The 22,506-nt window shown below is 31.9% G+C and carries 21 protein-coding genes and 1 tRNA gene; 12 read left to right on the top strand and 10 right to left on the bottom strand.

The features are described 5' to 3' along the window. Positions 1–11: 11 nt before the first annotated feature. The 9 genes from rpsB to AADI82_RS02200 all read left to right on the top strand — a co-directional run bounded on the left by rpsB (position 12) and on the right by AADI82_RS02200 (position 10,839). The gene (gene rpsB / locus AADI82_RS02160; protein ID WP_341214851.1) at positions 12–833 is read left to right on the top strand and encodes a 30S ribosomal protein S2; all 822 of its coding nucleotides are present in this window, start codon (positions 12–14) and stop codon (positions 831–833) included. A gap of 83 nt (positions 834–916) precedes the next feature. Continuing rightward, a complete protein-coding gene (gene tsf, locus AADI82_RS02165; RefSeq protein ID WP_341214830.1) occupies positions 917–1,891 on the top strand; it encodes a translation elongation factor Ts in 975 nt (324 codons plus the stop codon). Positions 1,892–2,121: 230 nt separating this feature from the next. Beyond that, complete coding sequence (gene pyrH / locus AADI82_RS02170) at positions 2,122–2,829, top strand: UMP kinase (protein WP_034045946.1); 708 nt, start codon at positions 2,122–2,124, stop codon at positions 2,827–2,829. 43 nt (positions 2,830–2,872) lie between these two features. Beyond that, the gene (gene frr, locus AADI82_RS02175; RefSeq protein ID WP_034045944.1) at positions 2,873–3,430 is read left to right on the top strand and encodes a ribosome recycling factor; all 558 of its coding nucleotides are present in this window, start codon (positions 2,873–2,875) and stop codon (positions 3,428–3,430) included. A gap of 99 nt (positions 3,431–3,529) precedes the next feature. Further along, entirely contained in the window at positions 3,530–4,759 is a 1,230-nt protein-coding gene (locus AADI82_RS02180) for a hypothetical protein (RefSeq protein ID WP_341214831.1), read from the top strand. 60 nt (positions 4,760–4,819) lie between these two features. Then, positions 4,820–7,219 carry an efflux RND transporter permease subunit gene (locus AADI82_RS02185; protein WP_341214832.1) on the top strand — a complete coding sequence of 800 codons (2,400 nt, stop codon included), beginning with the start codon at positions 4,820–4,822 and terminating at the stop codon, positions 7,217–7,219. Positions 7,220–7,258: 39 nt separating this feature from the next. Beyond that, positions 7,259–8,692, top strand: a complete 1,434-nt coding sequence (asnS, locus tag AADI82_RS02190) for an asparagine--tRNA ligase (protein WP_341214833.1) — start codon at positions 7,259–7,261, stop codon at positions 8,690–8,692. Between the two features lie 81 nt (positions 8,693–8,773). Continuing rightward, a complete protein-coding gene (gene rpoN, locus AADI82_RS02195) occupies positions 8,774–10,234 on the top strand; it encodes an RNA polymerase factor sigma-54 (protein ID WP_341214834.1) in 1,461 nt (486 codons plus the stop codon). After that, the gene (locus tag AADI82_RS02200; RefSeq protein ID WP_341214835.1) at positions 10,231–10,839 is read left to right on the top strand and encodes a hypothetical protein; all 609 of its coding nucleotides are present in this window, start codon (positions 10,231–10,233) and stop codon (positions 10,837–10,839) included. The genes rpoN and AADI82_RS02200 overlap by 4 nt, the downstream gene beginning before the upstream one ends. Before the next feature lie 35 nt (positions 10,840–10,874). Here the strand turns inward: AADI82_RS02200 and AADI82_RS02205 are convergent, their stop codons facing one another. From AADI82_RS02205 to AADI82_RS02240, 8 genes are all read right to left on the bottom strand, one after another. Then, complete coding sequence (locus AADI82_RS02205; RefSeq protein WP_341214836.1) at positions 10,875–11,567, bottom strand: porin family protein; 693 nt, start codon at positions 11,565–11,567, stop codon at positions 10,875–10,877. 117 nt (positions 11,568–11,684) lie between these two features. After that, the gene (locus tag AADI82_RS02210; RefSeq protein WP_341214837.1) at positions 11,685–12,164 is read right to left on the bottom strand and encodes a biopolymer transporter ExbD; all 480 of its coding nucleotides are present in this window, start codon (positions 12,162–12,164) and stop codon (positions 11,685–11,687) included. Positions 12,165–12,190: 26 nt separating this feature from the next. After that, on the bottom strand, positions 12,191–12,817 hold the full coding sequence (locus AADI82_RS02215) for a biopolymer transporter ExbD (protein WP_341214838.1): 627 nt from the start codon (positions 12,815–12,817) through the stop codon (positions 12,191–12,193). Between the two features lies 1 nt (position 12,818). Continuing rightward, entirely contained in the window at positions 12,819–13,253 is a 435-nt protein-coding gene (locus tag AADI82_RS02220; RefSeq protein WP_034042818.1) for a hypothetical protein, read from the bottom strand. A gap of 21 nt (positions 13,254–13,274) precedes the next feature. Further along, positions 13,275–14,051, bottom strand: coding sequence for a MotA/TolQ/ExbB proton channel family protein (locus AADI82_RS02225; protein WP_034042815.1), 777 nt, complete (start codon positions 14,049–14,051; stop codon positions 13,275–13,277). 75 nt (positions 14,052–14,126) lie between these two features. After that, positions 14,127–14,214 (bottom strand) — tRNA-Ser (locus AADI82_RS02230). A 77-nt stretch (positions 14,215–14,291) separates the two neighbouring features. Continuing rightward, entirely contained in the window at positions 14,292–15,323 is a 1,032-nt protein-coding gene (locus AADI82_RS02235; protein WP_341214839.1) for an asparaginase, read from the bottom strand. A 4-nt stretch (positions 15,324–15,327) separates the two neighbouring features. Beyond that, positions 15,328–16,095 carry a TatD family hydrolase gene (locus AADI82_RS02240; protein ID WP_341214840.1) on the bottom strand — a complete coding sequence of 256 codons (768 nt, stop codon included), beginning with the start codon at positions 16,093–16,095 and terminating at the stop codon, positions 15,328–15,330. An 83-nt stretch (positions 16,096–16,178) separates the two neighbouring features. Here AADI82_RS02240 and AADI82_RS02245 point away from each other — a divergent pair, with 83 nt between their 5' ends. Together AADI82_RS02245 and AADI82_RS02250 are read left to right on the top strand one after the other, a co-directional pair. After that, complete coding sequence (locus tag AADI82_RS02245; protein WP_341214841.1) at positions 16,179–16,619, top strand: retropepsin-like aspartic protease; 441 nt, start codon at positions 16,179–16,181, stop codon at positions 16,617–16,619. A gap of 65 nt (positions 16,620–16,684) precedes the next feature. After that, positions 16,685–17,317 carry a response regulator transcription factor gene (locus AADI82_RS02250; RefSeq protein ID WP_341214842.1) on the top strand — a complete coding sequence of 211 codons (633 nt, stop codon included), beginning with the start codon at positions 16,685–16,687 and terminating at the stop codon, positions 17,315–17,317. Positions 17,318–17,812: 495 nt separating this feature from the next. Here AADI82_RS02250 and odhB read toward each other — a convergent pair whose 3' ends face one another. Further along, complete coding sequence (gene odhB / locus AADI82_RS02255) at positions 17,813–19,027, bottom strand: 2-oxoglutarate dehydrogenase complex dihydrolipoyllysine-residue succinyltransferase (protein ID WP_341214843.1); 1,215 nt, start codon at positions 19,025–19,027, stop codon at positions 17,813–17,815. 43 nt (positions 19,028–19,070) lie between these two features. Continuing rightward, positions 19,071–21,815, bottom strand: coding sequence for a 2-oxoglutarate dehydrogenase E1 component (locus AADI82_RS02260; RefSeq protein ID WP_341214844.1), 2,745 nt, complete (start codon positions 21,813–21,815; stop codon positions 19,071–19,073). Between the two features lie 234 nt (positions 21,816–22,049). Here AADI82_RS02260 and AADI82_RS02265 point away from each other — a divergent pair, with 234 nt between their 5' ends. Beyond that, positions 22,050–22,505: an alpha-ketoglutarate decarboxylase gene (locus AADI82_RS02265; RefSeq protein WP_341214845.1), complete on the top strand. Its 456-nt coding sequence runs from the start codon at positions 22,050–22,052 to the stop codon at positions 22,503–22,505. Position 22,506 lies beyond the last annotated feature (1 nt).

Below are 22,506 nucleotides of genomic sequence, written 5' to 3' on the forward strand. Positions count from 1 at the left end.
ACTATTACAAAATGGCAGTAGAAGTAAAAGAATTACTTGAAGCAGGTGTACACTTCGGACACCTTACACGTAAGTGGGATCCAAACATGGCACCTTACGTATATATGGAGCGTAACGGCATCCATATTATAAACCTATACAAAACAGCGGCTAAAATTGACGAAGCTGGAGCAGCACTTGCAAAAATTGCAGCTTCAGGACGTAAAATTTTATTCGTTGCAACAAAAAAACAAGCAAAAGATATTGTTGCTGAAAAAGCTGGAGACATTAATATGCCTTACATCACTGAAAGATGGCCAGGAGGCATGTTAACTAACTTTGTTACTATTAGAAAAGCGGTTAAAAAAATGGCCTCTATTGATAGAATGAAGAAAGACGGTACATTCATGACCTTATCTAAAAAAGAACGTTTACAAGTAGATCGTTTAAGAGCCAAGTTAGAAAAAAACTTAGGTTCTATAAGTGACATGACTCGTTTACCAGGTGCTTTATTTGTTGTAGATATTAAGCGTGAGCATATCGCGATTAAAGAAGCTCAAAAATTAAACATTCCTATTTTTGCAATGGTTGATACCAACTCTGACCCACGTCAAGTTGATTATGTAATACCTGCAAATGATGACGCTTCTAAATCGATAGATAAAATATTAACGCATGTAGCATCTGCAATATCTGGAGGATTAGCAGAACGTAAAGCTGAAAAAGATGCAACTGCAGCTCCTAAAGAAGAATCTTCTAAAACTAAAGCGAAAACTGAAGCAGTAGTTGAGAAAGATGCGCCTAAAGCTAAAGCTGCACCAGCTAAAAAAGCTGTTGCTGAAGAAGAAGAATAAAACATTAATACAACACAAATAAGTCGTTTAGTTTTTTTCTTCGTTGAAAATATATTGAACGACTTTTTTAAATTATAATAACTATGAGTACTACAGTAAAAATAACAGCCGCTGAAGTAAATAAATTAAGACAAGCTACAGGTGCAGGTATGATGGACTGCAAAAAAGCCTTAGTTGAAGCCGAAGGTGATTTTGATAAAGCTATCGCAGTTCTTCGTAAAAAAGGACAAAAAGTAGCTGAAAAGAGAGCAGATAGAGACTCATCTGAAGGAGCTGCTGTCGCTAAAATTAACGCAAGCCAAACTGAAGGTGTTGCCATTGTTTTAGGATGTGAAACAGATTTTGTTGGTAAAAACGAAAACTTTTTAGCTCTAGCTAATGATTTAGCTGATATTGCTTTAAAATCTGATACTAAAGAAGATTTTTTAGCTGCTGATTTTGGAGGTATGACAGTTGCTGAAAAATTAGTTGAACAAACAGGTGTTATTGGTGAAAAATTAGACATTACTGCTTTTGAGAAATTAGAAGCACCTTTTGTTGGTTCTTACGTTCACATTAACAAAATTGCTGCATTAGTAGGATTAACTGCTAAAGTTGATAATGCTGATGTTTTAGTAAAAGACGTAGCAATGCAAGTCGCTTCAATGGGAGCAACTTCATTATCTTACAAAGATTTTGACCCTGCTTTTGTAGCATCAGAAACTGAAGCTAGAATTGCTGTTATTGAAAAAGACAATATTGAATTAGGTCGCTTAGGTAAAACGCTTAAAAACGTACCTAGCTATATTTCTATGGCGCAATTAACTCCAGAAGTTATCGCTGAAGCTGAAGAAGCTGCTAAAGCTGAATTAAAAGCTGAAGGGAAACCTGAACAAATCTGGGACAGAATTTTACCTGGTAAAATGGAACGTTTCATTTCTGATAACACAACATTAGATCAAGAACAATGTTTGTTAGATCAAAAATTTATCAAAGATGAAAAGAAAACTGTTGCAGATTATGTTTCTACATACGGTGAAGTTGAAATCTCAGGTTTCAAACGTGCTACAGTAGGATAACAAACTCTTGCGAAAGCAAAAATAAATACAATTCAAACCACTACTCTTTAAAAGAATAGTGGTTTTTTTTATTCAAAAATTCAAGTTTTATATAAATTCAAAAAATAAAAAATTTATGTAGCTTTGCTAAACTTCAAATTTTAAAATGAAATGCGCCTAAAAAATTATATTAACCTAAATGTTAAAGGGCGAATTACATTAGAACATAATAAAGTAATAGAATTTATCTAATGAAATACAAAAGAATACTCCTCAAACTATCAGGTGAAGCCTTAATGGGCGATCGCCAATATGGTATAGACCCAGAACGTTTAGCAGAATATGCTCAAGATATTAAAGCCGTTACAGAAAAAGGTATTGAAGTTGCCATTGTAATTGGTGGCGGCAATATTTTCAGAGGCGTAGCTGGAGCTATGAATGGTATGGACAGAGTTCAAGGTGATCACATGGGCATGCTAGCAACCGTAATAAATGGTTTAGCACTGCAAAATGCTTTAGAAGATGCTGGTGTAAAAACGCGTTTGCAAACCGCTATAAAAATAAACGAAGTTGCAGAACCTTTTATAAGACGTAAAGCTATGAGTCACCTCAACAAAGGACGCGTTGTTATTTTTGGTGGTGGTACAGGAAATCCTTATTTCACAACAGATTCGGCTGCTGTTTTAAGAGCTATTGAAGTTGAAGCTGATGTTATTTTAAAAGGTACGCGTGTTGACGGTATTTACAATACCGACCCAGAAAAAGATACCTCGGCAATAAAATTTGACCACATTACTTTTGAGGATGTTTTAAGAAAAGGATTGAAAGTTATGGACACCACAGCGTTTACGCTAAGTCAGGAAAACAAACTCCCAATAATTGTTTTCGATATGAATACAAGAGGTAATTTAATGAAAGTTGTTTCTGGCGAAAAGATTGGTACAGAAGTCAATATTTAATTTTGGCGCAATTTTTGAAATTATTGATATAAAATTAAAAAATATGAATGAAGACGTACAATTTATATTAGACACAGCTAAAGAATCCATGGATAATGCCATGAAACATTTAGAAAAACAATTGATAAACATTAGAGCAGGAAAAGCAAGTCCTGCAATGCTTGGTAGCGTTATGGTAGATTATTACGGCTCACAAACGCCATTAAGTCAAGTAGCAAACGTAAACACACCAGACGGAAGAACCATAACGGTTCAGCCATGGGAAAAGAGTATGTTACAAGAGATTGAGCGTGGTATCGCTTATGCTAATCTTGGTTTTAATCCAATGAATAACGGAGAAACCATTATTATTAATGTGCCACCATTAACTGAAGAACGTCGCCGTGATTTAGCAAAACAAGCAAAATCTGAAGCTGAAGACGCAAAAATCAGTGTTAGAACTGCTCGAAAAGACGCTATGAACGACGTTAAAAAGCATGATGATATTTCAGAAGACCTAAAAAAGAACGCTGAAATTGACATACAACAAATGACTGATAGTTATGTTAAAAGGATTGATGACGTCTTTGATAATAAAGAAAAAGAAATCATGACCGTATAATTTAAGAAGCGACAAAAACGTCGCTTTTTTTTATAACCATAAGCTTTTATCGCGCACATGCTAAAACATTGTACAACCTTCCTGTTTTTTATTTTTACAATGTTCGCGTACTCGCAATCTTTTTCTGATAATGATATTGAGCCTAAGCAAGATTCAATAAAAAAAAGTGCTTTTATTAAGCAACTTGGTAATGGTTTTTTACCAACCAAATATTTTAATTTCGATTTACGCTATTTAATAAAATACAATCAATACGAGGCTATCAGAACTGGTATTGGCGGAGTAACTAATGAAGCGTTTTCAGAGACGTTTAGAATCAACGGTTATACCGTTTACGGTTTTAAAGATCACCGTTTTAAATATAGTATTGGTGCTGGTTTAAGGCTGTCTGAAAAAACGAATACATGGATAAATGCATCATACACTAATGATTTACAAGAAACAGGGAGTACTAAATTTTTAACTGACAAACGTTTTTTTCAGTTTTTCGAACCCCGCTTATTAAATATCGATTTGTTTCATAAACACGTTACAAAATCAATTTCTTTACAACATCAATTAGTACCAAAACTATTAACCGAAACACAATTTGCAGTAAGTAATATAAACCCAACTTACAACTATCAATACGTATTTAATACCAATACACTTAGCGAATTTCATTTAAGCACCATAACTTTAGCATTACAATGGAGTCCTTTTAGCCATTTTGAATATGTCGAAAATAAATTAGTTGAAACTAAAGAGAGCCATCCAAAATTCACACTTCAGTTTACAAATAGTTTTAAAAATTTATTTAATAGCAATATCAATTTTTCAAAACTAGACTTTAGAACCATTCATAAAATACAGCATAAAAACGAAGCACTTTCAGAAATTACTTTAGTTTCTGGAATTACTTCAGAAAATGCACCCTTAACGCATTTATATCATGCTTATCCAAATAATATTAGCAAAGAAACCATTATGCAACGCTTCTCAGTAGCAGGTTTAAATAGTTTTGAAACGATGTTTTTTAACGAATTTTTTTCAGATAAATTTACCACGTTTCAACTTAAACATTATATAGCACCATTTAAAATTTCTGAGCGTTATCAGCCTCAATTGGTATTAATAACACGCTATGCTATTGGCAATATAAAAAATCCAGAAAGGCATCAAAATGTAAGTTTTAATTCATTAAAAGAAGGTTATACAGAATCTGGTTTCGAACTTAATAAATTACTCTTTGGCTTTGGCTTAAGCTTTACTTACAGATATGGCGCCTATCATTTACCCGAAATTGAAGATAATGTTGCTCTTAAATTTACCTTTAACGTAACATTATAAGTCAATTAAAGTTAGATATAGATTGGTTTTTTCTACCTTTGCGCATCTTTAAAACATAGTATGTTTAAACTATTTACAGCAAATTTTTGGGATATAACTGCAAGACTTATTTTACGCAATAAAATTGCTATTCTTGTTGTTATAATTGCTACTACTATACTTTTTAGTTTTCAATGGAAAAACATGCGTTTTTCGCATACCGAAGCTAATTTATTACCAGACAACCACGAAGTTAATGTTATTTATAATGATTTTTTAAAAATCTTTGGAGAAGAAGGGAATTTAATTATTCTTGGCATTAAAGATGCTTCCTTTTTTACAGTTGAAAAATTAAATGCTTGGAATAAACTTTCAGAAGATTTTAAGCAATTTGAAGGTGTAGAAACAGTAGTTTCTATTAAAGATTTACAAAAACTTGTTAAAGATAATGCTAATGAAAAATTCATTCTTGAACCTTTTATAAAAGACTCTGTTTCATCTTTAAAACAAATAGAAATACTTCAAGATGAACTTTTTAACAAGTATCCGTTTTATGATAATTTCCTGTTTAATAAAGAAAGTAAAACGATTAGAACAGCGATTTATTTAAAAAAAGATATTGTTAATACATCGGCAAGAAAAGACTTTATTATTGATGTTTTAAACCCAACTATTGAAGCCTTTGAAACAGCCAACAATTTAGATGTTAGGGTTTCTGGAATGCCATATATTAGAACGCTTAATGCTCAACTTATAGTTGACGAAATTAGTAAGTTTATTGGTGCTGCATTATTAGTAACATCGCTAATATTCTTTTTCTTTTTTAGGTCGTTTAGAGCCACTTTTATTTCACTTATTGTAGTTTGTATTGGTGTTATGTGGACTTTGGGTATTCTTGGTTTATTAAATTACGAAATCACAGTTTTAACAGCTTTAATTCCGCCTTTAATAATAGTTATTGGTATACCAAACTGCATCTTTTTAATTAACAAATACCAGCACGAAGTAAAACTGCATGGCAATAAAGTAAAATCATTACAACGTGTTATTACTAAAATTGGAAACGCTACGTTAATGACAAACGTTACTACAGCCTCTGGTTTTGCAACATTTATTTTAACAGAAAGCAAGCTTTTAAAAGAGTTTGGTATTGTGGCCTCATTAAGCATTTTAGCCATTTTTATTTTGTGCTTACTTATAATCCCTATTATTTACACCTTTTTACCCTACCCAAAAGACCGTCATTTAGAGCACTTAAATAAGCGTTGGATTGGTGGTTTTGTAGATTGGATGGAACGCATGGTAAAACAAAAACGTATTGCTATTTATGCGACATCGGTCGTTTTACTAATAGCTAGTATAATTGGTATTTATCAAATTAAAATTTCTGGTAGTTTAATTGAAGATATGCCACAAAACTCAGAGTTTGTAAACGATATTCGGTTTTTTGAAAATGAATTTAATGGTATTATGCCTTTAGAAATTATGGTTGATAGCAAACGCAAAAAAGGTGTTATGAAACTATCTACTTTAAAGCGCATGAGCGAGCTAGAAGATTTAATTATTGAAACACCCGAATTATCAAAACCCATTTCTGTTGTTGGCCTTGTAAAATATTCTAAACAAGCTTACTATAATGGTAATCCAAAACATTATCAACTACCAACATCTCAAGAAAATAGTTTTATTTTATCATACGCAAAAAACTCATCTTCAAATGTCGATTTGCTTAAAAACTTTGTTGATAGCACGGGTCAATATGCCCGTATTACGACATTTATGAAAGATATTGGTACCGATAAAATGGAACGTATTGAAGAAAATCTTCAAACTAAAATAGACAAAGTTTTTCCTAAAGAACAATATAATGTTACTATGACGGGTAAAGCTTTGGTGTTTCAAAAAGGAACAAAATATTTAGTAAAAAACCTAGCTATTTCATTATCATTAGCCATTTTTCTTATTTCATTATTTATGGCTTATATGTTTAGATCTGGAAGAATGATTATTGTATCACTCATACCAAATTTACTACCATTATTAGTAACCGCAGGTTTAATGGGGTATTTGGGCGTGCCTATAAAACCTTCAACCATATTAGTATTTAGCATTGCTTTTGGAATATCGGTAGATGATACCATTCATTTTTTAGCAAAATACAGACAAGAGTTACTTGCAAATCATTGGAAAATTAAAAAATCTGTTTATGCTGCTTTACGCGAAACTGGTGTAAGTATGTTTTACACATCCATCGTTTTATTCTTTGGTTTTTCTGTGTTTACCATTTCTAGTTTTGGTGGCACAGTAGCTTTGGGTGCATTGGTTTCTGCTACTTTACTTTTTGCAATGCTTTCAAATCTCTTATTATTGCCATCGTTATTACTGTCTTTAGAACGCAGTATTGCTAACAAAGAAGTATTAAAAAAGCCTTCAATAAATATTATTCCAGAAGGAGATGATGACGAAAACATTAATGAATAAAAGATAAAAAATTATCTTTGCACTTTAAATTTAATACACATGCAATTACGTACCGTTTCAGAATTATTATCGCAAGATATTACCTTGCCAGAAGTTGAAGTTAAAGGATGGGTAAGAACCTTTAGAGCTAAGCGTTTTATAGCTTTAAATGATGGTTCTACCTTAAATAATATTCAATGTGTGGTAGACTTTGAAAATACAGACGAAGCTATTTTAAAACGTATAACAACTGGTGCTGCACTTCATATAAAAGGCGAATTGGTGGAAAGCCAAGGTAAGGGTCAAAACGTTGAGATTAATGTAACTTCTATTGACATTTTAGGAGATTCTGATCCAGAAACTTTTCCTATTCAACCCAAAAAACACTCGTTTGAGTTTTTAAGGGAGAACGCCCATTTACGTACACGAACCAATACGTTTAGTGCCGTTATGCGTTTACGCTCTGCACTATCGTTTGCCATTCATAAATATTTTAACGAGAACGGATTTTACTATATGCACGCGCCAATTATAACAGGAAGTGATGCCGAAGGTGCCGGTGAAATGTTTCGCGTTACCAATTTAGATGCTAAAAATCCGCCATTAAATGATGAAGATGAAGTTGATTATAAAGAAGATTTCTTCGGAAAAGAAACCAACTTAACGGTTTCGGGACAATTAGAAGCAGAAACTTATGCGATGTCTTTAGGTAAAGTCTATACTTTCGGGCCAACATTTCGGGCTGAAAACTCAAATACATCACGCCATTTAGCTGAATTCTGGATGATTGAACCAGAGGTAGCTTTTATGGATTTAGCAGGTAATATGGATTTAGCCGAAGATTTCATGAAATCTGTAATAAGCTATGTTTTAGAAAATAATCATGAAGATTTAGAATTTTTAGACAAACGTTTATTTGACGAAGAAAAAACAAAACCACAAGCAGAGCGTAGTGACATGACTTTAATAGAAAAATTAAAATTTGTTACCGAAAATAACTTTAAACGTGTAAGCTACACAGAAGCCATTGATATTTTACGAAACAGTAAACCAAATAAGAAAAAGAAATTCAAATACATCATTAACGAATGGGGTGCAGATTTACAAAGTGAACATGAGCGTTTTCTAGTAGAAAAGCATTTTAAATGCCCTGTAATTTTGTTCGATTACCCAGCAAACATAAAAGCCTTTTACATGCGCTTAAACGAAGATGGGAAAACCGTTCGTGCTATGGATATTCTATTCCCAGGTATTGGAGAAATTGTTGGTGGGGCTCAGCGTGAAGAGCGTTTAGACATATTAAAAGAAAAAATGAAAGCCCTTAATATTGATGAAGAAGAATTATGGTGGTACCTAGATTTAAGAAAATATGGTACAGCAGTACATTCTGGTTTTGGTTTAGGCTTCGAGCGATTAGTTATGTTCGCCACAGGAATGAGTAATATTAGAGACGTCATTCCGTTTCCAAGAACACCACAAAATGCAGAATTTTAATAAATCAATTTAAAAAGAATTGTTAGTTGGTAACTAAGAGATAAAAGTTTTTTTTACTTTTATCTTAAACCAAATCGTAATATGCTTAAACAATATTTACAGTTCAAATTATCGCAAAAGTTGTCGCCGCAACAAATTCAATTAATGAAATTGATACAGTTGCCTACACAAGCTTTCGAGCAACGCTTAAAACAAGAGCTTGAAGAAAATCCTGCGCTTGAAGGTGGTAAAGAAGAACATGACAGTGATTACGATTCTGATTTAGATAATTCTACGGACGATTTTAATGATAATGAAACTATAAATACCGAAGATATAAATGTTGATGAGTATTTAAGTGATGATGAAATTCCCGATTATCGCACACAAGTAAATAATTATAGCAGTGATGATGAAGAAAAAACAATGCCGTATGCTGCAGGAACATCATTCACACAGCATTTAATTAATCAATTAAACACGTATAGACTATCTGACGAAGAACGTGACATTGCAGAGTTTTTAGTAGGAAGTGTTGACGAAAGTGGTTATATACGTCGTTCCTTATCAGACATTACAGACGATTTAGCATTTACACAAAACGTGTACACCGATGAAGAAAAAGTAGCTTCTGTTTTACGTATTGTGCATCAATTGGATCCTGCTGGTGTTGGAGCACGAAACTTACAAGAGTGTTTAAGTATTCAGCTACATAGAAAAGAAAAAACGCCGGACATAGAATTAGCGTTAAATATTATTGATAATGCTTTTGATCAGTTCACTAAAAAACATTATCAAAAGTTAATTCAAAAATTCGATATTACAGAAGCTCAATTAAAAGATGCAATTTCAGAAATTGAACATTTAAATCCTAAACCAGGTGGTTCGTATGCTGGAAACAATAGAATTGTTGAGCATGTAGTTCCAGATTTTGCTATTAAAATTGTTGATGGTGAATTAGAGTTGACGCTTAATGGCAGAAATGCTCCTGAACTTCATGTATCTAGAGAGTATAATAATATGCTAAAAGGCTATAAAGACAGTAAAGAAAAATCGAGTTCGCAAAAAGATGCCGTTATTTTTATTAAGCAAAAACTAGATGCTGCAAAATGGTTTATTGAGGCTATTAAACAACGCCAACAAACATTATTTGTAACGATGAGTGCTATAATGCATTATCAAAGTGAATATTTTTTAACTGGTGATGAGCGTAACTTAAAACCAATGATTTTAAAAGATATTGCAGATGAAATATCAATGGATGTTTCAACAGTATCACGAGTGGCTAATAGTAAATATGTAGATACCCCTTATGGTACTAAATTGATAAAAGAGTTCTTTTCTGAATCGATGAAAAACGATCAAGGTGAAGATGTCTCAACAAGAGAAATAAAAAAAATTTTAGAAACTGTTATTGAAGAAGAAGACAAACGTAAACCATTAACAGACGAAGCTTTAGCTTCAATTTTAAAAGAAAAAGGTTACCCTATTGCACGACGAACCGTTGCAAAATATAGAGAACAATTAGATATTCCTGTAGCACGATTACGCAAAAAAATATGATAGATCGTATTTTAAAAAGTATCTCGTTTATTTTCCATCCTCTATTAATGCCTTTGTTTGGTGTTGTATTTTACTTTGCAAAATCGCCTAGATTTATTCCTAATGAAATTATTCAAGCTAAATTAATTTCACTCTTCATCTTAACCGTTATTTTACCCATATTATTATTCTTTTTATTAAAAACTTTAGGTAAAGTAAAATCTATCTATTTAGAAAGTACAAGAGAGCGCATTTTTCCGCTCTTACTCAATTGTGTGGTTATTATTTTAGTATTACAGCGTATAATTACTCCAAGCCAAGTTATTGAGCTATACTTCTTTTTTGTAGGTATATTAATTTCAACATTAGCTTGTTTAATTTTAGCAATTTTTAAATTCAAATCAAGTATACATATGATTGCTGTATCTGGGGTGTTTATGTTTTTTATAGCTTTAAGTATTCATTTTAACATAAATATAAATGGTACATTAGCTTTAATGTCAATCATTACTGGAGCAGTTGCAACTTCAAGATTACACTTAAATGCTCACACTTATAAAGAATTAATTATTGGTTTTTTTGTAGGTATGTTTCCGCAGTTAATTTTAGTTAACTATTGGCTCTAAATACTTCCTTTACTGTAGAGTAATGAAAAATACATTTATAAGATATAAAACATCAAACCAACTTTAATAGCATTCACCTCTATTTTATCACCATTTAGTTTGGCATCATTAGAAAATATAGAGCTTAAAGCATAATACAAATGAAGATTCCAAGTGTTATAACCAACACTTAAAGTTAATCCATATTGAAAATTATTAAATTCGTTAATATTATTATATTTTAAAGCCCCCAAATCTCCAGCATATTTAGTTGTATTTGTAAATACATATCCGAGCTTAAAACCCGTATAAATACGCCAAAAATCGTAATCGGTTGCAGTAGATGTTCGCCATCTAAATTCAATGGGCAACTCAATCAAATGCATCGAAAACTTGTTTTTAGAATACGTATCGCTATCACTTAAAATACTATATTCAAAATTTCCAAAACTATCTTTATTAACGAGTAGATTTTGATTAAAAGAATTTGCAGAATATCCAACACCTATACCAATGGCTAAATTCCGCTTTTTGTTAATTGGCATGTCTTTAATAAACCCTAAATGAAAGCCTGTTGAAAATCCACTTTGCGATAGGTTACTTGGTATATTTCCTAATAAATTATAGGTAATACCTACATAAAATTGATCTTCTTTATATAGAGAATCTCCAACTTTACTTTGAGTCTCTTGAGAAAACATCAAATAAGAGCCTAATATAAAAAGTAAAATAAAAAAGAAATTTTTCATTTATCAAATGCCTGTTTTATAGTAACTATACAAGTATAATTAAAATTGTACTCACGATAAAAAATAAAAGCGCTTTGAATTAACAAAACGCTTTTATAGTATAAAATTAAGATTGTTTTATTTTATGTTGCTTAACGCATCTCCAATACCAGTAGTATAGTTAATTTTTAATGCATTTACTTTACGTAGTTCTTGTTTTACATCTCCAACAATTCCCATGTTAGCTTCTTTATCAACTTTTAAGGAGACTGTTAAAAACGGTATTAACTCTTCTCTTAAAGCTAACCTTTCAGCATCAATAAACCTTCCAACTTCAGAAACATCAGCAAATTTATCATTAAGCTGAATTCTTGCAACAGTACCAAATTTTTTATAGTTTTCACTTGGCTTACCCATGTAAATATAACTAACTGGATATTTTTTATCAAGCTTTTCAACTTGATCTGCCAGTGGTAATTGGTTTTGTATAAAGAGTGTATCTTCTCTCATTACGGTAGCAACCATAAAAAAGAATAATAACATGAATACAATATCTGGTAATGATGCTGTGTTAACAGGAGGTAATCCTCCATCTTTTTTCTTTTTAAATTTAGACATAATCTTTAATCTTCTTTAATTCTAAATTATTCTACAACTTCTGAAAGTTTTTGAGGTATTTCTAACTTAATTTGATCGATAACCTCTTTTAACTTTTCTTTATTACCAGTCCATCTAACATCCTTTTGGTTGTTTTGCATTTTAATAAAATCCATATCATTAAATCCTTTTTGAGGACCTAACTCAAGAGCTCTTCTATTTCTTAATATATTATAAGCTGCAACCAATTCGTTTTGAACGGCTATATAAGCTGCATAAGATGTCTCACGATCGTTCTTTAAAGATATAATAGCTTTATCTGGGTGATCAGATGAATTTGGATCTTTCTTCCCTTGACAATAATCACATGTATTACCATTATTATCAGTTCCTCCTCCGTTATCTAAAAATTCAACAGCTGCTTGTCGTAAATCTTTAATTTGCATGGGTTCATCTTCAACCAATAACTGATCGTTTTTATTCAATAAAACAGTAAAAATATTTTTCTGCTTTATAATTGGCGGTTCTACTTCACTATCATCAATAGGTGGTAGTTTACGGTTAATACCAGAATCTTTTGGAATGGTAGTAGTAACCAAGAAAAAGATTAATAGTAAGAAAGCAATGTCGGCCATTGAGCCTGCATTAACTTCTGGTGCTGCTCGTTTTGCCATATTACTTTATCATTTTTTTAATTCCGAAAAACAACATTGATGCTCCTGCAATAGCTAATAGGAAATAGAACAAATACAATCCTGCCCCTAATAATTTTGAGCCTCCAGCAGATAACATATCGCCATCTTTTAATGGTGTTTCTACCCCTTTAGCAAAACCGAAATAGCAAATAGCTGCTAACAATGCAAATATTCCAAGACCTTTTAAGGTGCTCTTCATGGTTTCAGAATCACTAAAAATATTTTTTAAACTAAATATAACAACAAATGCTAAAGTTAAAATCAAAACTAAGTAACCTATGTACATAAACGTATTTACTGTACCACTAGATTCACCTAGCTTAATAGCTTCATCGCCTGTTGATATTATCATTGCTAGAAATACAATAGAAAGGACTCCTACTATACCTAACAATATGGTTAATACTTTTTTCATAATACTTACAATTTTAAATTATTACTTCTTTTGTCTTATTAGCATATCCATTAACGTAATAGAAGCGTCTTCCATATCGTTAACAATGCTATCAATTTTCGCAATAATGTAATTGTAAAAAATTTGAAGTATAATTGCCACAACTAAACCAAATACCGTTGTTAAAAGTGCTACTTTAATACCACCAGCTACTAATGAAGGGTTCATATCTCCAGCAGCTTCAATTTTATCGAAGGCTTGAATCATACCAATTACCGTACCCATGAAACCAAGCATTGGTGCTAGTGCAATAAATAAAGAAATCCAAGAAACGTTTTTCTCTAACTGTCCCATTTGAACACCACCGTAAGCTACAACAGCTTTTTCAGCAGCTTCAATACCTTCGTCTGTTCTATCTAATCCTTGATAGAATATAGAGGCGATAGGTCCTTTTGTGTTTCTACAAACTTCTTTTGCTGCTTCAACTCCACCAGACGCTAATGCATCCTCAACATTTTGAGTTAATTTTTTTGTGTTTGTTGTAGAAAGGTTTAAAAAGATAATTCTCTCGATAGCAATTGCTAAACCTAAAATTAAACATAATAATACAATACCCATAAATCCTGGACCTCCTTCAACGAACCTCTTTTTTAGTTCTTGATGAAATCCAAGTTCTTCAGCAGGTGCTGCATCTTGCTCTTGTGTCATACTTGCTACAGTAGTTGCTGTTGCTGTAGTTGCGTTTGCATTTGTAGTTGCATTAACAGTTCCGAAAGCCATCATTCCTGTAATGGCTAGGATAGAAAATAATCTTTTCATGTTCTCGATCTTAATTTTATTAGTTAAAGTGTTAAAGATATAAAAAATAAAGTAATTAAAAACAAAAAATAACAGCAGAGAGGAAGGGATTCGAACCCTCGATACGCTATTAACGCATACACGCTTTCCAAGCGTGCGCCTTAAGCCACTCGGCCACCTCTCTGTATTTTACAATACCTTTAATTACGGTGGCTCAAATAACAAAAAAAAAATAAGCTGTTAAAATTTTAACAGTTAATTTTAAGATATTTCTCCTCTCAAGTCTGTTTCGTAGCTGATTTTAAAGGTTTTACCTGAAATATTTTTACCTAATAAATACATCAATTTAGGTATTGCCGCTTCAGTTGTGATGTCTTTTCCTGATATAACACCTATTTTTTTTAACTGATTACTAGTTTCGTAATGCCCCATTATGACACTTCCGCCAGAACATTGTGTTACATTAATAATATGTATCCCTTTTTTAACAGCTGTTTTAAGCAAATTTATAAACCAAGTTTCTGTTGTACAATTACCAGCTCCGTAGGTTTCTAAAATAACACCTTTTAAATTAGGCGTGTTAAAAACACTTTGTAATACAGTTTCTGAAATTCCTGGAAATAACTTTATAAGCGCTATGTTTTTATCTAAATCTTTATGAACTACTAACTTTTTTTTCAAATTAGGTTTAAATAAATACTCCTTATTTACTTTTAAATGCACTCCAGATTCTGCTAAATCTGGATAATTTAAAGAAGCAAAAGCTTCAAAATGTTCTGCATTAATTTTTGTGGTTCTATTGGCACGATACAATTTATATTCAAAATACAAACAGACTTCTTTAATAGCTGGTTTTTTTCGATATCGTAATGATGCTACTTGAACAGCTGTTATTAAATTTTCTTTGGCATCTGTCCGTAAATCCCCAATGGGAAGTTGAGACCCCGTAAACACCACCGGCTTTGCTAAATTTTCTAACATAAAACTTAATGCAGATGCGGTATAACTCATGGTGTCGCTTCCGTGCAACACTACAAATCCATCATTGTTACTATAATTTTTTTCAATTAATTCTGCAATTTGAATCCAATATTTAGGGTTCATATTACTAGAATCTATAGGTTCTTTAAACGAGACAGTATCTATATTACAATCTAACAGATTTAATTCTGGAATACGTTTTAAAAGATTTTTAAAGTCGAAAGCTCGAAGCGCACCTGTTTTAAAATCTTTCACCATACCTATAGTGCCACCAGTGTATATAAGTAATATGTTGGGTTTAGTATTTTGCATATTTCTAAATTTTAAAAAGGGCTTTTGAATTTTCAGTTGTAATTTTTGCTATGTCTTCTTCACTTCTATTATATATATAAGATAATTTTTCTAATACATTAATTATATAACTACTTTCATTTCGTTTGCCTCTAAATGGCACTGGTGCTAAATAGGGCGAATCGGTTTCCAACACAATATGTTTTAAATCGATTTGCTTTAAAAACTGATCAATCTTCCCATTTTTAAAAGTAGCTACTCCACCAATACCTAATTTCATGTTATAAGATATCGCTTGATGTGCTTGTTCTAATGTTCCTGTAAAACAATGAAAAATTCCGAATAAATTATCACTCTTCTCCTCTTCAAGTACTTCAAATATTTCATTAAAAGCATCGCGACAATGAATAACAATTGGTAATTTATATTGTTTTGCAAGTTGAATTTGGTGTTTAAAAGCTTTTTTTTGAATTTCTAAAGTAGATGTATCCCAATATAAATCAATTCCAATCTCACCTATGGCATAAAACAATCTTCTTGTAAGCAACTCTTCAACATGGTCTAACTCATCTTTATAATTATCTTTTACATGTGTAGGATGCAATCCCGTCATTAAAAACACGTAATCTGGATAATCTTTTTCTAGTTGAAACATAGATTCTGTATACGAAGAATCTATGGCTGGTATAAAAAAACGAGTAACCCCTTGTTTTATAGCACGAGTAATCATTTCGGCTCTATCTTCATCAAAAGCCTCACTGTATAAATGGGTGTGCGTATCTGTAATTATCAAATTTTAGGGTTTTAAAATGAATGTTTTACTATTTTGTAAAAATAATTGTTTTATAGAACTATCTTTGTTTAAAACTAAATTAGATGCAAACTCATCAACAATTTCTACTAGACAAAGGCTATACAAAAGTAAAATTGAAACTAACTAAAACAAATCATTTTGAGGTTAAAGCAACTATAAATGGTATAAAAGGGCTTTTTATTTTGGACACAGGGGCTTCTAGTTCTTGTTTAGATTTTGAAGCTGTTGAAAATTTTAATCTACTAGCCGAAGACTCTTTAGTTAAAGCTGCTGGTGCTGGTGCCACAGATATGGATACTAAAATGGCTAAAAAGAATAAGGTAAAAATAGGTAAATGGAAACATAATAAAATTGTTTTAGTTTTATTTAACCTTTCTCATATAAACAATGCACTCGTTAATCATAACTCAAAACCTGTTGATGGTATTATTGGTGCAGATATTTTAAAAAAGGCAAAAGCAATAATTGATTACAAAAAGAAATATTTATACCTAAAAATATAACAATACACAATTATAATTCTTACATTTATACTGTAATTACATAGCAAAATAATCCCTAATAATTAATGAATAATAGCATTGTAATTGCGGACGACCATCCGCTTATGTTAAGAGGCTTATCCGATTTTTTAACCTCAAAAGGTTTTAATATTGTTGGCAGTGCCCAAGATGGTAATACCGCCTATAATCTTATAGTAAAATTAAAACCAGAAATTGCTATTTTAGATATTAGGATGCCTCATAAAACGGGATTAGAAATTGCTGAAGCTTGTAAAAAAAATAACCTCACTACTAAAGTAATATTAATAACCTTTGATAAAGAAGAAGCGATTTATGATAAGGCTATTGAATTTGGTGTTTACGGCTATATTTTAAAAGAATTTGCTGTTGAAGAAATTGAAACCTGCATTGCCCATGTTGTTAATAACAAATCTTATTTTAGTGAAGAAATTGCATCTTATTTAAACCATAATAATTTAGAACAAAAGCCTAAAGGTTTAGAGTTACTAAGTAAATCTGAACTTAGAATAGTTAAGCTTATTTCTGAAAACAAAACAAGTAACGATATTGCTGAAGAACTTACAATATCTGTAAGAACTGTAGATAAACACAGAAGTAATATTGTTTCAAAATTAGGATTAGACAATAAACCTACTTCACTTTCAATTTGGGCAAATTTAAACAAAGGGTTTTTATAAAAATACGTAGAAGTACGTATTTTTTTTATCAACTCTATAACATACCTTTACAGTGCTATTAATTAGTTCTTAGGGAGAATTATTGAAGGCTCTAAATTGTAATGATTTAGAGCTTTCTTTGTTTATAAAACAATCTTTATGTAAAAATACGTAGAAGTACGTATTTTTTTTATCAACCCTATACTATACTTTTACAGTGCTATTAATTAATTCTTATTAGGGAGAATTTTATGAGGGCTCTGTGTTTTTAAATGCAGAGTCTTCTATTAAGAATTAATAAAACCTCAAACCTGCTTTTATATATACAACAATGGAAAAAAACAACAGTCTTGACAAATACTTTGCAGTAGGATTAATTATTTTAGTTCTAATCATTATTTCAATTAATATACTTGTTGCTTTTTTTTAGTTTTAGTTAGTCTTTAGAAAAGTTATTAATTGAAAAAAAAGAGCTACCATATAGGTAGCTCTTTTTTTTATTATTAAAATTTGTTATTACAATTCTAATGCTTTTTTAACATCGTTATCCATTAATAATTCGATTGGATTTTCTAATGCTTCTTTTACAGCTACTAAAAACCCAACAGATTCTTTGCCATCTATAATTCTATGATCGTATGATAACGCCACATACATTATTGGACGAATTTCAACTTTACCATTAATAGCAACAGGGCGCTCCACAATATTATGCATCCCTAAAATACCACTTTGCGGCGGGTTAATTATTGGTGTAGATAGCATGCTTCCAAAAACACCTCCATTAGAGATAGTAAATGTTCCTCCTGTCATTTCATCAACAGTAATTTGCCCGTCGCGTGCACGAATTGCTAATCGTTTTACTTCAGATTCAACACCTCTAAAACTTAAGTTCTCTACATTACGCATTACAGGAACCATAAGTCCTTTAGGTCCAGATACTGCAATACTAATATCACAAAAATCGTAAGAAATCATTTCTTTGCCATCAATCATTGAATTCACTGCAGGATACATTTTTAATGCTCTAACTACAGCTAAAGTAAAGAAACTCATAAACCCTAAACCAACACCGTGCTTTGTTTTAAACGCTTCTTTATATTCTGAACGTAATGCAAAAATTGGTGACATATCTACTTCATTAAAAGTAGTTAACATTGCTGTTGTGTTTTTAGCCTCAACTAAACGCTCTGCTACTTTTCTGCGCAGCATAGACATTTTACTTCTTGAAGTCCCTCTGCTTCCACCTGTAGGTGTTCCCATACTTGGTACTGCATTTACAGCATCATCTTTAGTTACTCTACCATCTTTTCCTGTTCCAGAAATTGATGAAGCGTCTATACCTTTTTCAGCTAAAATCTTTTTAGCTGCGGGACTTGCCGTTCCTGTAGCATAGGTAGCCTCCCCCGTCCCCTCCGAAGGAGGGGTGTTAGATACTGGCTTATTTTCTTCTTTCTTTTCTTCCTTTTCTACAGCTCCACCTTCAGGTTTTTCTGCACTAGTATCTATCAAGCACACTACAGCTCCAACGGCAACGGCATCACCTTCTTCTGCTTTAAGTGTAATTGTTCCGCTAGCTTCAGCTGGCAACTCCAGAGTTGCTTTATCACTATCTACCTCAGCAATAGCTTGGTCTTTTTCTACATAATCTCCATCTTCAACTAACCATGTTGCTATTTCTACTTCTGTAATAGATTCCCCTGGTGATGGTACTTTCATTTCTAAAATCATGCTCTATAATTTTAATTGTATATGAATTTTATAAATATCACTTTTAATTTTCTATATTGAAAACAGCGTTTATAACACGTTGTTGCCTTCTTTTATCTCGAGTACTAGACCCTGGTGCTGGAACAGAATTGTATGGTCTTGAACAAACTTCTAGCTTAACCAAATCCATACGTTGCATAATATAACTCCAAGCTCCCATATTCTTAGGTTCTTCTTGTGCCCAAACATAATTTTCAACGTTTGGATAACGATTAATTGCTTGTTGAATTTTTTCTAAATGCAATGGAAATAATTGTTCTATTCTCACTAATGCCACAGTATCATTATTTAGTTTTTCTCTTTCAGCTAATAAATCGTAATAGAATTTACCTGTACAGAATACTATTTTTTTTATATTTTTTGGATTTACTGTATCGTCTATAACTTCTTCAAAAGCTCCTGTTGATAAATCTTTTATAGATGAAACTGCTTTAGGATGACGTAATAAGCTTTTTGGTGTAAATACAATTAAAGGTTTTCTGAAATCACGTTTCATTTGACGACGTAATAAATGGAAAAAATTTGCAGGTGTTGTACAGTCTGCGACTATCATATTGTCTTCACCACATAGTTGTAAATAACGTTCTATTCTTGCTGATGAATGCTCAGACCCTTGTCCTTCGTAACCATGTGGTAACAATACAACTATCCCATTTTGTGATTTCCATTTATCTTCTGCTGCCGATAAATATTGATCGAAAATAATTTGAGCTCCATTACTAAAATCTCCAAATTGTGCTTCCCAAATGGTTAATGTATTTGGGTTTGCCATAGCATACCCATAATCGAAACCTAACACACCATATTCAGATAAAAATGAATTATAAATATCCATTTTACCTTTGCTTTCTGGGTTTATATTTAAAAGATTTATACGCTCTTCAGAAATTTCGTCTCTTAAAATAGCGTGACGATGACTAAACGTACCTCGCTCTACATCTTGCCCAGATATACGCACATTAAAACCTTCTTCCATCAAACTACCATAAGCCAAAGTCTCTGCCATTCCCCAATCTAGCGTATCGGTTTCAAAAACCATTTTTGCTCTACCATCTAAAATACGTTCTGCTTTACGTAAAAACTTAACACCTTTTGGCACTGTTGAAACGACTTTTGATATATGCTCTAACTTTTCTTTTGGATAATTTGTTTCAACTAATTCGAGCATCGCATCTAGTCCTTGACGCTCAAACGCTGTCCAACGTTCTTGCATAAATTCTCTTACTTTAGATGATTCTGCTTCTTTTGATTTTGTATATTGACTTTCTAAAGTGTCTTTAAAATCTGAAACTATTTTATCTAAATATGCTTTATCAATTGTGTTTTCTGCAATGAGTTTATCCGAATAAATTTTAAACGGATTTTGATGCTTCGAAATATTCTTATATAGTTTAGGCTGTGTAAATCTAGGTTCGTCACCTTCATTATGCCCATATTTTCTATATCCCAATAAATCTATATATACGTCTTTTTTATAACGCATTCTGTAATCCAAAGCCATTTCTACAGCATGCACAACGGCTTCAGCATCATCAGCATTTACGTGTAAAACTGGTGAGAGTGTTACCTTTGCAACATCGGTACAATAAGTGCTTGATCGTGCATCTAAATAATTGGTTGTAAAACCTATTTGGTTGTTTACAACAATATGCACCGTACCTCCTGTTTTATAGCCATTTAATTGGCTCATTTGGGCCACTTCGTACACAATACCTTGTCCAGCAATTGCGGCATCTCCATGTACAATTATTGGAATTATTTTAGAGTCATCTCCTTCATAATCAGAATCTATTTTTGCTCTGGTAATACCTTGAGCAACTGATGCAACAGTTTCTAAATGTGATGGATTTGGCACTAAATTCATCTTGATATTCTTTCCGTTTTGGTAAGTTTTATCAAGTGTTAATCCTAAGTGATATTTTACATCTCCATCAATGTTTTCGTCTTCAAAATCTTTTCCATCAAACTCACTAAAAAGCTCGTTCATTGGTTTTCTAAATATATTTACAAGTGTACTTAATCGTCCACGGTGTGCCATACCTAAAACACATTCTTTTACACCATATTTTTCAACGGCATAAAAAAGCATATTGCTTATAGCGGGGATTAAAGATTCTCCACCTTCTAAAGAAAAACGTTTTTGCCCCACATATTTGGTTTGCAAAAAGTTTTCGAAAGTAACGGCTTGATTTAATTTTGAAAGTATATATTTTTTAGTTTTTGCTGAGAAATTAGGCTGATTATCATTTTTATTTAATTGATCTTGCCACCATTTAATAACCTCAGGATTACGCAAATACATATACTCTACACCAATAGAACTACAATAAATATTATCTAAATGTGTGATAATTTCGCGTAAAGTTTTAGCACCAATTCCTAAAATTTCACCTGCATTAAATACAGTATCTAGATCACTTTCAGACAGATTAAAATTATTTAACTCTAAAGTAGGCGAGTATGTACGGCGATCTCTAACAGGGTTAGTTTTAGTAAACAAGTGCCCTCGCATTCTGTAGCCATCAATTAGCCTAACAACTTGGAATTCTTTTTGAACATACTCTGGAATTTGGGTAGAAACACCTTCAATAATTTCGCCTTCTAATCCGTAATTCTCTGTACCAAAATCATATCCTTGAAAGAATGCTCTCCAACTAGGCTCTACCGTGTCTGGATTTTGTAAATATTGGTCGTATAAATCAGCAAAATATGCTGTATGTGCTGCGTTTAAAAATGAAAATTTATCCATTATTATTTTTAATACCGAAAAGGTTCGTCAAAATATTTTCCAAAAATACAACTTTTACTAAAATTAGGTGTTTCTTTTATTATATTTATAAGTAATTATTAACTGTTTTAGAAATAAGTCCTTGTTTAGTATTAAGTTCTTGATTATTTCTAATTTTACATGATTATGTATTCATTTAAAAATAAAAAATCTAGACTAATTTTTTTATGCTTTTTTATAACTGCTAATGTTATAATGGCACAGCAGAAAACTAGTGATTTTTGGAATCAAGTTAGATTTGGTGGTGGTGTTGGCTTAAGTTTTGGTGACGGCTATTTTAGTACTACTATTGCCCCAAGCACTATTTATGAATTTAACAAAAGTTTAGCCCTAGGTGTTGGACTTAACGCCACATTCAATAATCAAAAAAGAGTGTATAAATCAACCATTTTAGGTGGCAGCTTAATTGGTTTGTTTAATGTTATAAACGAATTACAACTATCAGCAGAATTTGAAGAACTTAACGTTAACAGAACCTACGATGTTAATTTAAACTTAGATAAAGAAAATTATTGGGCTCCTGCTTTATTTATTGGTGCTGGTTACAGAAGTGGCAATGTAACACTTGGTGTTAGATACGATGTTTTATATGATGCCGATAAAAGTATTTATGCTGACCCTTGGGCACCCTTTGTTAGGTTTTATTTTTAAC

It is taken from the genome of uncultured Wocania sp. (assembly GCF_964021735.1).
Classification (GTDB): domain Bacteria; phylum Bacteroidota; class Bacteroidia; order Flavobacteriales; family Flavobacteriaceae; genus Wocania_A.

What these genes read in the sequence shown, in the direction of transcription:
- rpsB (WP_341214851.1), top strand. Translation starts at nt 12, where the DNA reads ATGGCAGTAGAAGTAAAAGAATTACTTGAAGCAGGTGTACACTTCGGA.
- tsf (WP_341214830.1), top strand. Translation starts at nt 917, where the DNA reads ATGAGTACTACAGTAAAAATAACAGCCGCTGAAGTAAATAAATTAAGA.
- pyrH (WP_034045946.1), top strand. Translation starts at nt 2,122, where the DNA reads ATGAAATACAAAAGAATACTCCTCAAACTATCAGGTGAAGCCTTAATG.
- frr (WP_034045944.1), top strand. Translation starts at nt 2,873, where the DNA reads ATGAATGAAGACGTACAATTTATATTAGACACAGCTAAAGAATCCATG.
- AADI82_RS02180 (WP_341214831.1), top strand. Translation starts at nt 3,530, where the DNA reads ATGTTCGCGTACTCGCAATCTTTTTCTGATAATGATATTGAGCCTAAG.
- AADI82_RS02185 (WP_341214832.1), top strand. Translation starts at nt 4,820, where the DNA reads ATGTTTAAACTATTTACAGCAAATTTTTGGGATATAACTGCAAGACTT.
- asnS (WP_341214833.1), top strand. Translation starts at nt 7,259, where the DNA reads ATGCAATTACGTACCGTTTCAGAATTATTATCGCAAGATATTACCTTG.
- rpoN (WP_341214834.1), top strand. Translation starts at nt 8,774, where the DNA reads ATGCTTAAACAATATTTACAGTTCAAATTATCGCAAAAGTTGTCGCCG.
- AADI82_RS02200 (WP_341214835.1), top strand. Translation starts at nt 10,231, where the DNA reads ATGATAGATCGTATTTTAAAAAGTATCTCGTTTATTTTCCATCCTCTA.
- AADI82_RS02205 (WP_341214836.1), bottom strand. Translation starts at nt 11,567, where the DNA reads ATGAAAAATTTCTTTTTTATTTTACTTTTTATATTAGGCTCTTATTTG.
- AADI82_RS02210 (WP_341214837.1), bottom strand. Translation starts at nt 12,164, where the DNA reads ATGTCTAAATTTAAAAAGAAAAAAGATGGAGGATTACCTCCTGTTAAC.
- AADI82_RS02215 (WP_341214838.1), bottom strand. Translation starts at nt 12,817, where the DNA reads ATGGCAAAACGAGCAGCACCAGAAGTTAATGCAGGCTCAATGGCCGAC.
- AADI82_RS02220 (WP_034042818.1), bottom strand. Translation starts at nt 13,253, where the DNA reads ATGAAAAAAGTATTAACCATATTGTTAGGTATAGTAGGAGTCCTTTCT.
- AADI82_RS02225 (WP_034042815.1), bottom strand. Translation starts at nt 14,051, where the DNA reads ATGAAAAGATTATTTTCTATCCTAGCCATTACAGGAATGATGGCTTTC.
- AADI82_RS02235 (WP_341214839.1), bottom strand. Translation starts at nt 15,323, where the DNA reads ATGCAAAATACTAAACCCAACATATTACTTATATACACTGGTGGCACT.
- AADI82_RS02245 (WP_341214841.1), top strand. Translation starts at nt 16,179, where the DNA reads ATGCAAACTCATCAACAATTTCTACTAGACAAAGGCTATACAAAAGTA.
- AADI82_RS02250 (WP_341214842.1), top strand. Translation starts at nt 16,685, where the DNA reads ATGAATAATAGCATTGTAATTGCGGACGACCATCCGCTTATGTTAAGA.
- odhB (WP_341214843.1), bottom strand. Translation starts at nt 19,027, where the DNA reads ATGATTTTAGAAATGAAAGTACCATCACCAGGGGAATCTATTACAGAA.
- AADI82_RS02260 (WP_341214844.1), bottom strand. Translation starts at nt 21,815, where the DNA reads ATGGATAAATTTTCATTTTTAAACGCAGCACATACAGCATATTTTGCT.
- AADI82_RS02265 (WP_341214845.1), top strand. Translation starts at nt 22,050, where the DNA reads ATGGCACAGCAGAAAACTAGTGATTTTTGGAATCAAGTTAGATTTGGT.